The organism is Pseudomonas furukawaii (genome assembly GCF_002355475.1).
Lineage (GTDB): Bacteria > Pseudomonadota > Gammaproteobacteria > Pseudomonadales > Pseudomonadaceae > Metapseudomonas > Metapseudomonas furukawaii.
Genome location: NZ_AP014862.1, coordinates 2,763,060 through 2,777,278, shown reverse-complemented (window position 1 = coordinate 2,777,278; position 14,219 = coordinate 2,763,060). Strand labels below are relative to the sequence as shown.

Genomic DNA, 14,219 nt, shown 5'->3' with positions numbered 1-14,219 from the left:
AAATACCCTGCGCCGGCCCTGTTCATGGGGGCCGCCCCATCCGTCAGGGCCGTTCCTCGGACTCCGGATCCACCTGTTCCAGCCGCTCCGGGTCCCAGCCTCCGCCCAGGGCGGCGATGAGCTGGACGCTGGCGGTCAGGCGGGTGCCCATCAGGGTGAGCAGGGTGCGTTCGTTGCTGAGGGCGGTGGCCTGGCTGGTGACCACGCTGGTGTAGTCGACGGTACCGGCGCGGTACTGGTTGGTGACCAGGCGCAGGGCTTCGCGGGCGGCGTCCAGGGCCTCCTGCTGCACCCCACTCTCCTCCTCCAGCACGTCCAGCTGGACCATGTAGTCCTCCGCTTCGCGGAAGCTGTCGAGGACGGTCTGGCGGTAGGTCGCCACGGTCTGGTCGTAGGCGGCTTCCGCCTGGTCCACCTGGGAGCGGATCAGGCCCGCGTCGAACAGGGTCATGGCGAACTCAGGCCCGATGGACCAGAAGCGGTTCGGGGTGGTGATCCAGTCCTGGAGGCTGCCGCTGCGATAGCCGCCGGCGGCGCTCAGGCTGAGGCTGGGGAACCAGGCGGCCTTGGCGACGCCGATCCGGGCGTTGGCGGCCATCACGTTGCGCTCGGCCGAGGCCACGTCCGGGCGCCGCTCCAGCAGTTGCGAGGGCAGCAACGCGGGGACGTTCGGCAGCCTGGGGAGGCCGTCCACCTCGGCCAGGCTGAACTCCGCCGGGGGAACGCCCACCAGCACGGCAATGGCGTTCTCCAGCTGCGCCCGCTGGTACCTGAGGTCGATGGCCTGGGCCTGGGTGCTCTTCAGCTGGGTGGTGGCCTGGGCCACGTCGGCGCGGGTGACGATACCGGCCCTGTACTGGTTCTCGGTCAGGGTCAGGGCCCGCTGGTAGGCCGCGATGGTGGCGTCCAGCAGGCGCTTCTGGGCGTCCAGCACACGCAGTTGCAGGTAGTTCTGCGCCAGCTCCGACTGCAGGCTGAGGCGGGCGGCGGCCAGGTCGGCGGCGCTGGCTTCCATGCTGGCGGTGTCGGATTCCAGCTGGCGACGCAGCTTGCCCCAGAGGTCGATCTCCCAGTTCACGCCGAGGCTGGCGTCGTAGCTCTTGGAGATGCCGCCGCTGCCCGAACTGGTGACGGTGGAGCCGTCGGACAGGCGCACCGTGCTGCTGCCGCCGCCCTGCCCCGAGCGGGTCTTGCTGGTGTTGAGGTTGACCGAGGGAAAGAAGGACGAGCGGGCGCCACGGGCCAGCGCCTGGGCCTGACGGTACTGCGCCACGGACTGGGCCAGCGTCTGGTTGGAAACGTCCAGGCGCTGCTGCAAATCGCTCAGCGTGGCGTCGCCGTACAACGTCCACCAGTCGCCGCGCTGGGCCAGGTCCGCCGGGCTGGCCAGGGTCCAGCCCTCGGCATGCTTGAACTGGGCGGGCACCGACTGTTCGGGCCGCTGGTAGTCCGGACCGATGGCGCAACCGCCGAGCAGCAGGCCGGCCAGGGCCAGGGCGACGGCGTGGCGCAGGGGTTTCACGGAAGTGGCGAAGGCAGTCATAGCGGTGTTTCCAGGGCGGCGTCGGACCGCACGCCGCGCCAGCGATTGAACCGATGGCGCAGGCGGTCGAGGTAGAGGTAGACCACGGGGGTGGTGTAGAGGGTCAGCAACTGGCTCAGCACCAGGCCACCGATGATGGCGATGCCCAGCGGCTGGCGCATCTCGGCGCCCTCGGAGCCGCCGATGAGCAGCGGCACGGCACCGAGGATGGCGGCGATGGTGGTCATCAGGATCGGTCTCAGGCGCAGCAGGCAGGCCTGGCGGATCGACTCGTCCGGGGACAATCCGTCCTGGCGCTCCAGTTGCAGCGCCAGGTCGATCATCATGATGGCGTTCTTCTTCACCACGCCGATGAGCAGGAACAGCCCGAGCAGGGAGATGAGGCTGAACTCGCCACCGGTGAGCAGGATGGCCAGCAGCGCGCCGACGCCCGCCGACGGCAGCGTGGAGAGGATGGTCAGCGGGTGGATGTAGCTCTCGTAGAGGATGCCGAGCACCAGGTACACCAGCACCAGGGCGGCGAGGATCATCCAGGGCTGGTTCTGCTGGGTTTTGGCGAAGGCATCGGCGCTGCCGCCCAGCCGCGCGATCACCGAGCTGGGCATGCCGATGGCCGCCACCGCGCGCTCGATGGCCACGGTGGCCTGCTCCAGGTTGACGCCAGGGGCGAGGTCGAAGGAAATGCCCTCGGCGGCGAACTGCCCTTCGTGGGTCACCCGGTCCTCCTCCAGGCTGCGCTCATAGCGGGCGAAGGTGGACAGCGGCACCCGCTGGCCATCGGCGGTGATCAGTTGCACCTGCTGCAGGGTCGCCGGGTCCTGGGCGTATTTCGGGTTGACCTCCATCACCACCTGGTACTGGTTCAGGCTGTCGTAGATGGTGGAGATCTGCCGCTGGCTGTAGGCGTTGTTCAGTGCGGAGCTGACCATGGCCATGTCGATGCCCAGGCGCTTGGCGGCGTCGCGGTCCACCTGCAGGGTGATCTGCTGGGCGCCCTCGCCTTCGTTGGCGTCGATGGCGGTGAGTTCGGGCAGCGACTTCAACGCCGCGGTCACCTTCGGCATCCAGGTGCGCAGATCCGAGAGCTCGCCGGCCTGCAGCACGTACTCGTACTGGGAGCTGCGCTGTTCGCGACCGCCGCCGAACTGCAGGTCCTGGTCGGCCATCAGCATCAGCCGCCCGCCGGGAACCTTGGGCAGGTTGGCGCGCAGCCGCTCGATGACCTTCTGGGCGGAGATGTTGCGTTCCTTGATGGGCTTGAGCCGCACGATCATGAAGGCGTTGTTGATGCCGCCACTGCCGCCGATGAACCCGGCGACGCTTTCCACCGCCGGGTCGGCGAGGACCGCGCGGCGGAAGGTTTCCATCTTCGGCTGCATCACGGTGAAGGACAGGCCGTCGTCGCCCCGGATGAAGCCGATCAGCTGGCCCGTGTCCTGCTGGGGCAGGAAGGTCTTGGGCACCAGCACGTAGAGGGCGACGTTGCAGGCGATGGTCAGCAAGAGGCTGGCCAGGGTCAGGCGCGGGTGGCGCAGGGCGACCCCCAGGGTGCGGTCGTAGGCGGCCACCATGCGGACGTGGATCACCTCGCTCCAGCGCTGCAGCCGGCTGTCACGATCCGGCACGTGGGGCTTCAGCCAGCGGGCGCAGAGCATCGGCGTCAGGGTCAGGGACACCAGCAGCGAGACCAGGATGGCCACCGCCAGGGTGAGGGCGAACTCGCGGAACAGCCGGTCGATGATGCCGCCCATGAAGAGGATGGAGACGAACACCGCCACCAGCGACAGGTTCATCGACAAGAGGGTGAAACCCACTTCGCGGGTGCCCTGCAGCGCCGCCTTGAAGGGCGCCATGCCGTTGTTGATGTGCCGCGAGATGTTCTCCAGCACCACGATGGCGTCGTCCACCACCAGGCCGGCGGCCAGGATCAGCGCCATCAGGGACAGCACGTTGAGGGAGAAACCCATCAGGTACATGGCGGCGAAGGTGCCCACCAGGGACACCGGCACCGCCAGCGCGGGGATCAGCGAAGCCCGCAGGTTGCCGAGGAACAGGTAGACCACCAGGATCACCAGGGACACGGCGATCACCAGGGTGAGCTCCGCCTCGTGGAGGGTGGCGCGGATCACCGGCGAGCGGTCCATGGCCAGGTTCAGGTTGACGCTGGCCGGCAGCACCGCCTGCAGGGCCGGCAACTGCGCCTTGATGCGCTCGATGGTCTCGATGATGTTGGCGCCGGCCTGGCGGTTGATCACCAGCAGCACCGCCGAGTCGTCGTTGTAGAAGCCGCTGTTGTAGCGGTCTTCCACGGCATCGCGGACCTTGGCCACGTCCTTCAGTCGCAGGGCCGCGCCGTCCTGGTAGCGGAGGATCAGCGGCTCGTAGTCGGCGGCCTTCTCCAGCTGGTCGCTGGCGCCCACCTGCCAGTGCCGCCCGGCGTCCTCCACCGCCCCCTTCGGGCGGCGCTGGTTGGCGGCGGCGATGGCGCTGCGCACATCGTCCAGGGCCAGGCCGTACTGGTTGAGCAGCTGCGGCTCCAGCTCCACGCGCACCGCCGGCAGGGAACTGCCGCCGATCTGCACCTCGCCGACGCCGGGCACCTGGGACAGGCTCTGGGCGAGGATGGTGGAGGCCAGGTCGTAGAGCTGGCCCTTCTCCAGCACGTCGGAGGTGAGGGAAAGCACCATGATGGGCGCCTGGGACGGGTTCACCTTCCTGTAGGTGGGCATGCTGCGCATGCCGCTGGGCAGCAGGTTGCGCGAGGCGTTGATGGCCGCCTGCACGTCGCGGGCGGCGCCGTTGATGTCCCGGTCCAGGTCGAACTCGATGATGATCCGCGTGGAGCCCTGGCTGGTGCGGCTGGTCATCTGGTTGATGCCGGCGATGGAGCCCAGGGAGCGTTCAAGGGGCGTGGTGACGCTGGAGGCCATGATCTCCGGACTGGCGCCCGCCAGGCTGGCCTGCACGGTGATGACCGGGAAGTCCATCTGCGGCAGCGGTGAGACCGGCAACAGGCCGAAGCTCACGCTGCCCAGCAGGAAGATCGCCAGGCTCAGCAGCATGGTGGCGACAGGACGACGGATGAAGGGGGCGGAAAGGTTCATAGCCCTTCTCCCTCAGGGAGAAGGTGGCCCGAAGGGCCGGATGAGGGATGGAGGCCATGGCTGAATGCCAGGCGGGGCACGGGAAAGCCGGTCCGTGCGGAATCCAGTCTGCGCATCAGGCTTCCACCCCCGCCGCGCTGCGACCGGTGAGGCGACGCGACAGACGATCGAAGGCGAGGTAGATCACCGGCGTGGTGAACAGCGTCAGCACCTGCGACAGGAGCAGGCCGCCCACCATTACCAGGCCCAGGGGCTGGCGCAGCTCGGCGCCGGAACCGCTGGCGAGCATCAGCGGGATGGTGCCGAACAGGGCCGCCAGGGTGGTCATCAGGATCGGCCGGAAGCGCAGCAGCGCCGCCTGGTAGATGGCCGCCTCGGGGCTCATGCCCTGGTGCCGCTCCGCCTCCAGGGCGAAGTCGATCATCATGATGGCGTTCTTCTTGACGATGCCGATGAGCAGGATGATGCCGATGATGGCGATCAGGCCCAGGTCGTTGCCGGTGAGCAGCAGCGCCAGCAGCGCGCCGACACCCGCCGAGGGCAACGTGGAAAGGATGGTCACCGGGTGGATGTAGCTCTCGTAGAGCACGCCCAGCACGATGTACATGGTCACCACCGCCGCCAGGATCAGCAGCAGGGTGCTGGACAGGGACGCCTGGAAGGCCGCCGCCGCCCCCTGGAAACGGGTCTGCACGCCTTCGGGCATGCCGATCTCCCGCTGCACCCGCTCGATCACCGCCACCGCCTCGCCCAGGGCGACGCCCGGCGCCAGGTTGAACGACAGGGTCACCGCCGGGAACTGGCCGATGTGGTTGATGGCCAACTGCGCCTGGCGTTCTTCCACGCGGGACAGGCTCGACAGTGGCACCTGCACGCCGTCGCGGTTGGCGACGTGGATCTGCTGCAGGGCGGCCGGGCCGATGCTGCCGCCGTTGCTGGACTCCAGCACCACGCGATACTGGCTCGCCTGGGTGAAGATGGTGGAGATCTGCCGCTGGCCGAAGGCGTCGTAGAGCGCGTCGGTGATGGCGGAGATCTCCACGCCGAGGCGGCCGGCCACGTCGCGGTCGATGTTCAGGAAGACCTGCAGCCCCTTGTCCTGCAGGTCGCTGGCGACATCGGAGAGTTCCGGCTGCTGGCGCAGGGCGTCCACCAGCTTCACCGTCCAGGCGTGGAGCAGGTCGGCGTCCGGCGACTCCAGGCTGAACTGGAACTGGGTGCGGCTGACCCGGTCCTCGATGGTCAGGTCCTGGACCGGCTGCAGGTAGAGGCGGATGTCGCTGAGGCGGTCCAGTTCCGGCTGCAGCCGCTGGATCACCTCGGTGGCGGTGACGTCGCGCTCGCCGTGGGGCTTGAGGTTGATCAGCATGCGCCCGCTGTTGAGGGTGGCGTTGTCGCCGTCCACGCCGATGTAGGAGCTCAGGCTTTCCACCGCCGGGTCCTTCAGCACCCGCGCGGCCACCTGCTGCTGCCGCTCGCTCATGGCGCGGAAGGAAACCGACTGCGGCGCCTCGGTGATGCCCTGGATCACCCCGGTGTCCTGCACGGGGAAGAAGCCCTTGGGCACGGCGAGGTAGAGCACCACGGTCAGCGCCAGGGTGCCGAGGGCCACCAGCAGCGTCAGGCCCTGGTGTTTCAGCACCCAGGTCAGGCCGCGCCCGTAGCGCTCGATCATGCCGTCGATGACCGCGCCGCTGGCCTTGTAGAAGCCGCCCTGCTCCTCCCGGGTCTCACGCTTGAGCAGGCGCGCGCACATCATCGGCGTCAGGGTCAGGGACACCACCAGGGAGATCAGGATGGCGACAGCGAGGGTGATGGCGAACTCGCGGAACAGCCGGCCGACCACGTCCGCCATGAACAGCAGCGGGATCAGTACGGCGATCAGCGAGAAGGTCAGGGAAATCAGGGTGAAGCCGATCTGCTTCGCGCCCTTGAGTGCGGCGTTCAGCGGCGTCTCGCCCTCCTCCAGATGCCGGGCGATGTTCTCCAGCATGACGATGGCGTCGTCCACCACGAAGCCGGTGGCGATGGTCAGCGCCATCAGGGTCAGGTTGTTGATGGAGAAGCCGGCCAGGTACATCACCGCGAAGGTGCCCACCAGGGACAGCGGAACGGCGATGGACGGGATGACGGTGGCGCTGACGCGACGCAGGAACAGGAAGGTGACCATCACCACCAGGGCGATGGCGATGAAGAGCTCGTGCTTCACATCGGTGATGGCGGCACGGATGGTCTGGGTGCGGTCGGTGAGCACCACCACGTCCAGGCCCGCCGGCAGGTTGGCGGTGATGGAAGGCAGCAGCGTGCGGATGCGGTCCACCACCTCGATGACGTTGGCGCCGGGCTGGCGCTGGATGTTCAGCAGGACCGCCTCGTTCCGGTTGGCCCAGGCGGCCAGGCGCTCGTTCTCGGCGCCGTCGATGATGCTGGCGACATCCTTCAGCCGCAGGGCCGCGCCATTGTTGTAGGCCAGGATGAGGTTGGCGTATTCCTCGGCGGACTTGAGCTGGTCGTTGGCGTCCAGCATGGACACCCGGGTCGGGCCGTCGAAGTTGCCCTTGGGCTGGTTGACGTTGGAGGCGCTGACCAGGCTGCGCACGTCCGACAGGTTCAGTCCGTTCGCCGCCAATGCCTCGGGGTTCACCCGGATACGCACCGCCTGGCGCTGGCCGCCGGCGATGCTGACCATGCCGACGCCGCTGATCTGGGCGAGCTTCTGCGCCATGCGCGTGTCCACCAGGTTATGCAACTGGGGCAAGGGCAGGGTCTTCGAGCTGATGGCCAGCGACAGCACCGGCGTGTCGGCCGGGTTGACCTTGTTGTAGACCGGCGGCGCCGGCAGGTCGCTGGGCAGGAGGTTGGTGGCCGCGTTGATCGCCGCCTGCACTTCCTGTTCGGCGACGTCGAGCTGCACCTCCAGGCTGAAGCGCAGGGTGATCACCGAAGCACCACCGGAGCTGGTGGAGGACATCTGGGTCAGGCCGGGCATCTGGCCGAACTGGCGTTCCAGCGGCGCGGTCACGGCGCTGGTCATCACATCCGGGCTGGCGCCGGGGTACAGGGTCATCACCCGGATGGTGGGATAGTCCACCTCCGGCAGCGCCGAGACCGGTAGCAGGCGATAGGCGATCAGGCCGGCCAGCAGGATCGCCAGCATGCTCAGCGTGGTGGCGACCGGCCGCAGGATGAACAGGCGGGAGAGGTTCATACGCCGCCTTTCTTCTCGCCCGCGTTCCGCTCACGGCCCTCGGGACGCTGGCCCTGCAACTGCTCGGCGGGCGCGGTGGGAATCTGTTCGGCGTCGTGAACCACTTCCACCTCAGCGCCGTCGCGCAGGCGGTCGGTGCCTTCCAGCACCACGCGATCGCCGGGTTCGAGGCCGCTGCGGACCACGGTGCGCTGCCCGTCGTCGGGGCCGGTCTCCAGCTTGCGCACCCTGACTTTCTTCTCGCCATCCATCACGTAGGCGAAGGTGCCCTCGCTGCCGAACTGCACGGCGGCGGAGGGAATGAGCACGGCGTTGGACAGCAACTCGGCCCGCAAGCGCACGTTGACGAACTGGTTGGGGAACAGGGTCTCGTCCTGGTTGGCGAACCGGGCCTTGAGCTTGAGGGTGCCGGTGGTGGTGTCGATCTGGTTGTCCAGGCTCTGCAGCACGCCTTCCGCCTGCTTGACCTTCTCGTCACGGTCCCAGGCCTCCACCACGAGGGTCTCGCCGGCCCGATAACGACTGACCACGGCGGGCAGCTGGCCCTCCGGCAGGGTGAAGGCGACGCTGATGGGCCGGGTCTGGGTGATCACCACCAGCGGCGTGGTGTCGCCACTGCTGACCAGGTTGCCCAGGTCCACCTGGCGCAGGCCCAGGCGCCCGGAAATGGGCGCTCGCACCTGGGTGAAGCCGAGGTTCAGCCGGGCCTCGGCCACCGCCGCCTCGTTGGTCTTGATCGTGCCTCGGTACTGGGCCACCAGGGCTTCCTGGGTGTCCAGGGTCTGCTTGGCGATGCTGTCCTCGGCATAGAGGCCGCGGTAGCGCGCCAGGTCGATCTCGGCGTTCTTCAACTGGGCGCGATTCTGCGCCAGGGTGCCCTCGGCCTGTTGCAGGGCGACCTGATAGGGACGCGGATCGATCACCGCCAGGAGGTCACCGGCCTTCACCTGCTGACCTTCCTCGAACTCGAGCTTCACCAGTTCGCCGTCTACGCGGCCGCGCACGTTCACGGTGTTCAGCGCGGTGACGGTGCCCAGGGCCTTGAGGTAGACGGGGAAGTCGCCCTGGGTGATGGGGGCCACGCGCACCGGCACCGGTCCGGAGAAGGCGCCGAAACCGGGACGCCCCGGCCCTCCCCTGCCCGCCTGCTGGGCGGATTTACCAGCCGCCTCGGGCCAGAGCCACCAGATCAGCGCGATCAGGGCGGCGAGCGCCACGGCCAGCAGCAGCCAGTTGCGCAGGGAACGGGATTTCGGATTCTGCAGAGTGTTCGGGGACATGGATTCTGGTCGATGAAAGCGAGAGCGTGAACGATAAGCAGTTGAAAGCAGAAGGCAAAGTCAATTTACCGGGTATTTACCTAGGGCTGACGCGGCCAACTATCCTTACCGATCGTCCGCGTCTTCCGTGGGCGCCCACAACGACTCCACCGGACCAGGGAGAGTTCCGTGTTCGATTCCATCCGGCAGCGTTTCGCCGCCCTTGGCACCTGTGCCGAGTTCCATAGCCTCCGCGTCGTCCGCCAGCGCACGGAACGGGCCCTGCTGCGCCGTGGCGTAGCGGAACCCCCTGCGCTGGAGCTGGACCAGGGCGCCATGCTCAGCGTGCGCCTGAACGGCATCGAGGCTTACGCGGCCACCGCCGACCTGAGCGTGGCCGGGCTCCAGCGAGCCCTGGCCAGGGCCGAGGCGATGGCGGCCCGAATCGCCGCCTACACACTGCTGGACCAGGCGCAGCTGCAGCCGCCCAAGGAAAGATCCCGATACGAATCTCCCCAGGCATCCAGCGCCTTTCCCGGCCTGGCCGAGCGCTTCGAACTGCTGGCGGAGGAATCCGCCAGCGTCCCCGCCGATCCGCGCCTGGTGAACTGGACCCTCTACCTGGACAGCCAGCGCGTCGAGCAGCTCTACCTCAGCAGCACGGGTGCCGAGCAATGGCAAGACCTGCGCTTCACCTATCCCGGCATCAGCGTCACGGCCTTCGACGACCATGACAGCCAGACCCGCAGCTTCGGCGGCTACGGCAGCGGCCAGCAGGGCGGCATGGAGGTGCTCGGCCGCCTGGGATTTCGCGGCGCCGCCCCACGCATCGCCGAGGAGGCGCTGCGGTTGCTGGCGGCCCCCAACACCCCCTGCGACACCCGTGACCTGCTGCTGATGCCGGACCAGATGATGCTGCAGATCCACGAGTCCATCGGCCACCCGCTGGAACTGGACCGCATCCTCGGCGATGAGCGCAACTACGCCGGCACCAGCTTTATCGGCCTGGAAGATTTCGGCCGCTACCAGTACGGCTCGCCCCTGCTGAATGTCAGCTTCGACCCCGGCATTCCCGAGGAACTGGCCAGCTACAGCCACGACGATGACGGGCAGCCGGCACGCAAGGAGATGCTGATCCAGGCGGGTCGCCTGCTGCGGCCCCTGGGCGGCGCCCTGTCCCAGTGGCGCAGCGGGCTCCCCGGAGTGGCCAACAGCCGCGCCAGCGGTTGGAACCGCGCGCCCATCGACCGCATGGCGAACCTCAACCTGGAACCCGGCAACCAGACCCTGGACCAGTTGATCGGCGGTATCGAGCGGGGCGTGCTGATGAGCACCAACCGCTCCTGGTCCATCGACGACGCCCGCAACAAGTTCCAGTTCGGCTGCGAATGGGGCCGGCTGATCGAGAACGGCGAACTCAAGGCGGTGGTGAAGAATCCGAACTACCGGGGTGTTTCCGCGCAGTTCTGGCGCAACCTCGTCGCCGTGGGCGATGCCAGCACCGTCGAAGTCCATGGCACGCCCTACTGCGGCAAGGGTGAGCCCAACCAGGTGGTCCGCGTGGGACACGCCTCGCCGGCCTGCGTATTCAGACAGGTGGAAGTCTTTGGAGGAGAGCCGTGATGGCAGACGCAGAATCCCGCTTCACCGCCCTGGCCGAAGGCCTGGGTGCCAGCCTGCAGGCCGGCGAGGACTTCAGCCTCTGGTTCAGCGCCGAAGAGTCCGAGTTCATCCGTTTCAACCGCGCCCAGGTACGCCAGGCGGGCCATGTGGTCCAGGCCACCGGGCGCCTCCGGCTGATTCGTCATGATCGCAGCGCGGAGACCGCCGTGAGCCTCTCGGGCGACGCGGACACCGACCACCAGCGGCTGGCCGAGGGCCTGATGCAATTGCGCCTGGTGATCGACCAGTTGCCCGTCGATCCCTACCTGCACCTGGAGCGCGCGCCCTGGCGGCGCCACGCGACGGATGAGAACAACCTCCCCGACATCAGCCAGGTGCTCGCGGAGATCGACGCCGAGGCACGCGGGCTCGACCTCGTCGGCATCTATGCCGCAGGACCGCTGCACCGGGGCTTCGCCAACAGCTTCGGCGCCTTCGGCTGGCATACGGCCCACTGCTTCAACTTCGACTGGAGCCTGTTCCACGCCAACCACCAGGCGGTGAAGGCCGACTACGCCGGGTCTCGCTGGGACTCCGCCGAATTCGCCAGCCGCCTCGCCGACGCCCGCCAGCAACTGGAGTACCTGGGCCGCCCGGCGCACCCCCTGCAACCCGGCGACTACCGCGCCTACCTCGCGCCCGCGGCCCTGGACGAGGTGCTGGGCATGCTCTCCTGGACCGGCTTCTCGGCGCGGGCACTGGCCAACAAGGAAAGCCCGTTGCAACGCCTGCAGGACGGCAGCGCCCGGTTCAGTCCGCTGGTGGATCTGGACGAACGGGTGGCGGGCGCCCTGGCCCCGGCCTTCGGCCCGGAAGGCGCGCCCCGCAGCGACGTGCCACTGGTGCGCGCCGGCCGCTTCGCCGGCCAACTGGTCTATCCCCGCAGCGCCCGTGAATACGGCCTCGCCGCCAATTGCGCGGACGCCAACGAAGCCACTCAATCGCTGCTGATGGCCGCCGGCACCCTGCCCCTGGACCAGGTGCTGGAGCGCCTGGGAACCGGCCTCTACATCGGCAACCTCTGGTACCTCAACTGGTCGGACCTGCCCGCCGCCCGCATGACCGGGATGACCCGCTTCGCCACCTTCTGGGTGGAAGACGGCCGCATCCGGGCGCCGGTGGACACCATGCGCTTCGACGACAGCCTCTACAGCCTGCTGGGGGATCGACTGGAAGCCCTGACCGTCGAGCGCCAGTTGCGCCTCTCCAACAGCACCTACGGCGAGCGCCAGACCTGGTCGGCATTGGTGCCTGGGGCCCTGGTGGGCCGCCTGAAGCTGACACTGTAGGAGCCGGCTCGCCGGCGAATGTCAGGACCCCGTTCGCGAGCGAGCTCGCTCCTACAATCGTGCCGGTTTCGTAGGAGCCGGCTTGCCGGCGAATGGCGAGCTCGCTCCTGCAGCCGGGGTGCTAAACGAAGAAGGGAGGCCATTGGCCTCCCTTCTTCGATGACAACCGCTGTTTACAGGGCAGCGATGGCGGCCGCGTAATCCGGCTCGTCGGCGATCTCGCCCACCAGCTCGCTGTGCAGCACCTTGTCGTTTTCGTCCAGCACCACCACGGCGCGGGCGGCGACGCCCACCAGCGGGCCGCTGGCGATGGCCACACCGTAGTCCTTGAGGAAGCTGGCGCCACGCATGGTGGACAGGTTCACCACGTTGTCCAGGCCTTCAGCGCCACAGAAGCGCTTCTGGGCGAACGGCAGGTCGGCGGAAATGCACAGCACCACGGTGTTCGGCAGCTTGCTGGCTTCGACGTTGAACTTGCGCACCGAGGTGGCGCAGGTCGGGGTGTCGATGCTCGGGAAGATGTTCAGCACCTTGCGCTTGCCGCTCAGGCTGGCCAGGGTCACGTCGGACAGGTCACCGCCGACCAGGCTGAACGCCGGGGCCTGCTGGCCCTTCTGCGGCAGCTGGCCGTCGACGTTGATCGGATTGCCCTTGAGGGTTACTTGAGCCATTGCATGGGTCCTTGTTTCAGGTGGGGTTGTACGAAGACGCCAAGTTAAGCACGGTCGCAGGCAAAAGTCCTGACCCGAAGGTCAGGACGCTTCCACCGCGCTGGACTGCCTGGCGAAGTACTCGCGGGTCAGCTTCACCACGACGGGGCTCAGCAGCAGCAGCGAGAGCAGGTTCGGCAGCGCCATCAGGCCATTCAGGGTGTCGGCCACCAGCCAGGCGAAGTCCAGCTGGGCGACGGCACCGAAGGGAATCGCCAGCACCCAGACGATACGGAACGGCAGGATGGCCTTGGTGCCCACCAGGAACTCCCAGCAACGCTCGCCGTAGTAGCTCCAGCCGAGGATGGTGGTGTAAGCGAAGATCACCAGGGCCAGGCTGAGGATGATGGCGCCGAAGCCCGGCAGGGCGGATTCGAAGGCCGCCGCGGACAGGGCCGCACCGCTCTGCCCACTGGTCCAGACGCCGGAGCAGATGATCACCAGTCCGGTCATGGTGCAGATGATCAGGGTGTCGATGAAGGTCCCGAGCATGCCGATCAGGCCCGAACGCACCGGGCTGTTGGTGGTGCCGGCGGCCTGGGCGATACCGGCGGTGCCCAGGCCCGCCTCGTTGGAGAAGATGCCACGGGCCACGCCGAAGCGGATGGCCGCCATCACCGCCGCGCCGGCGAAACCACCAGTGGCCGCAGCCGGGCTGAAGGCGTGGGTGAAGATCAGCTCGAAGGCGCCGGGAATGGCGTCGACGTTGATGATGAGCACGGCGATGGACGCGATGATGTAGGCCACGCACATGAAGGGCACCAGGGCCTCGGCCACCTTGCCGATGCGACGGATGCCGCCGAGGATCACCAGGCCGGTGACCACCATGGTGACGACGCCGGTCACCCAGAACGGGACATTGAAGGTGGACTCCAGGGCATGGGCCATGCTGTTCACCTGGACCATGTTGCCGATACCGAAGCCCGCCAGGCCGCCGAAGATGGCGAAGGCGGTACCGAGCCACAGCCACTTCTTGCCCAGGCCGTTCTTGATGGCGTACATCGGTCCGCCGACGTGTTCCTTGCGCGCGTCCTTCTCGCGGTAGTGAACCGCCAGGACCACTTCGGAGTACTTGGTGGCCATGCCCACCAGCGCGGTGCACCACATCCAGAACAGCGCGCCCGGGCCGCCGAGGAAGATGGCGGTGGCGACGCCCGCGATGTTGCCGGTGCCGACGGTGGCGGCAAGGCAGGTCATCAGGGCCTGGAAGGGGCTGATCTCACCGCTCTCTTCATCGCCCTTGGCGCGCCCCTGCCAGAGCAGGCGGAAGCCGGTGCCGATGCGCAGCAGCGGCATGAAGCGCAGGAAGACCATGAGGAACAGGCCGGTGCCGAGGATGGCTACCAGCATCGGCGGGCCCCAGACGAGGCCGTTGATCTGGTTCACCAGGGTATTGATGGATTCCATGGAAGGCTCCTTTCTTCTTGTTCGAGGGAGCCAGTGG

8 protein-coding genes are annotated in these 14,219 nt (G+C 67.9%); 2 read left to right on the top strand and 6 right to left on the bottom strand.

From position 1 onward, the window contains the following. Positions 1-43: 43 nt before the first annotated feature. The 4 genes from KF707C_RS12910 to KF707C_RS12895 form a co-directional block, all read right to left on the bottom strand. Positions 44-1,543, bottom strand: coding sequence for an efflux transporter outer membrane subunit (locus KF707C_RS12910; protein WP_003449184.1), 1,500 nt, complete (start codon positions 1,541-1,543; stop codon positions 44-46). Then, positions 1,540-4,647, bottom strand: a complete 3,108-nt coding sequence (locus tag KF707C_RS12905) for an efflux RND transporter permease subunit (protein WP_003449185.1) — start codon at positions 4,645-4,647, stop codon at positions 1,540-1,542. Before KF707C_RS12905 ends, KF707C_RS12910 begins: the two co-directional genes overlap by 4 nt. 115 nt (positions 4,648-4,762) lie before the next feature. Further along, positions 4,763-7,855 (bottom strand): MdtB/MuxB family multidrug efflux RND transporter permease subunit, encoded by a 3,093-nt coding sequence (locus KF707C_RS12900; protein ID WP_003449189.1) that lies wholly within the window; start codon positions 7,853-7,855, stop codon positions 4,763-4,765. Next, a complete protein-coding gene (locus tag KF707C_RS12895) occupies positions 7,852-9,135 on the bottom strand; it encodes an MdtA/MuxA family multidrug efflux RND transporter periplasmic adaptor subunit (RefSeq protein WP_003449192.1) in 1,284 nt (427 codons plus the stop codon). Before KF707C_RS12895 ends, KF707C_RS12900 begins: the two co-directional genes overlap by 4 nt. Before the next feature lie 168 nt (positions 9,136-9,303). Between KF707C_RS12895 and KF707C_RS12890 the strand changes: the two genes are divergently transcribed. Further along, on the top strand, positions 9,304-10,737 hold the full coding sequence (locus KF707C_RS12890) for a TldD/PmbA family protein (protein ID WP_003449193.1): 1,434 nt from the start codon (positions 9,304-9,306) through the stop codon (positions 10,735-10,737). Further along, on the top strand, positions 10,737-12,065 hold the full coding sequence (locus KF707C_RS12885; protein ID WP_003449196.1) for a TldD/PmbA family protein: 1,329 nt from the start codon (positions 10,737-10,739) through the stop codon (positions 12,063-12,065). Before KF707C_RS12890 ends, KF707C_RS12885 begins: the two co-directional genes overlap by 1 nt. Positions 12,066-12,238: 173 nt before the next feature. Here the strand turns inward: KF707C_RS12885 and tpx are convergent, their stop codons facing one another. Together tpx and KF707C_RS12875 are read right to left on the bottom strand one after the other, a co-directional pair. Next, positions 12,239-12,736, bottom strand: a complete 498-nt coding sequence (tpx, locus tag KF707C_RS12880) for a thiol peroxidase (protein ID WP_003449197.1) — start codon at positions 12,734-12,736, stop codon at positions 12,239-12,241. An 81-nt stretch (positions 12,737-12,817) separates the two neighbouring features. Beyond that, complete coding sequence (locus KF707C_RS12875) at positions 12,818-14,182, bottom strand: alanine/glycine:cation symporter family protein (RefSeq protein WP_003449200.1); 1,365 nt, start codon at positions 14,180-14,182, stop codon at positions 12,818-12,820. Positions 14,183-14,219 lie beyond the last annotated feature (37 nt).

Coding starts and splice junctions, on each gene's coding strand:
- KF707C_RS12910 (WP_003449184.1), bottom strand. CDS start 1,543: ATGACTGCCTTCGCCACTTCCGTGAAACCCCTGCGCCACGCCGTCGCC.
- KF707C_RS12905 (WP_003449185.1), bottom strand. CDS start 4,647: ATGAACCTTTCCGCCCCCTTCATCCGTCGTCCTGTCGCCACCATGCTG.
- KF707C_RS12900 (WP_003449189.1), bottom strand. CDS start 7,855: ATGAACCTCTCCCGCCTGTTCATCCTGCGGCCGGTCGCCACCACGCTG.
- KF707C_RS12895 (WP_003449192.1), bottom strand. CDS start 9,135: ATGTCCCCGAACACTCTGCAGAATCCGAAATCCCGTTCCCTGCGCAAC.
- KF707C_RS12885 (WP_003449196.1), top strand. CDS start 10,737: ATGGCAGACGCAGAATCCCGCTTCACCGCCCTGGCCGAAGGCCTGGGT.
- tpx (WP_003449197.1), bottom strand. CDS start 12,736: ATGGCTCAAGTAACCCTCAAGGGCAATCCGATCAACGTCGACGGCCAG.
- KF707C_RS12875 (WP_003449200.1), bottom strand. CDS start 14,182: ATGGAATCCATCAATACCCTGGTGAACCAGATCAACGGCCTCGTCTGG.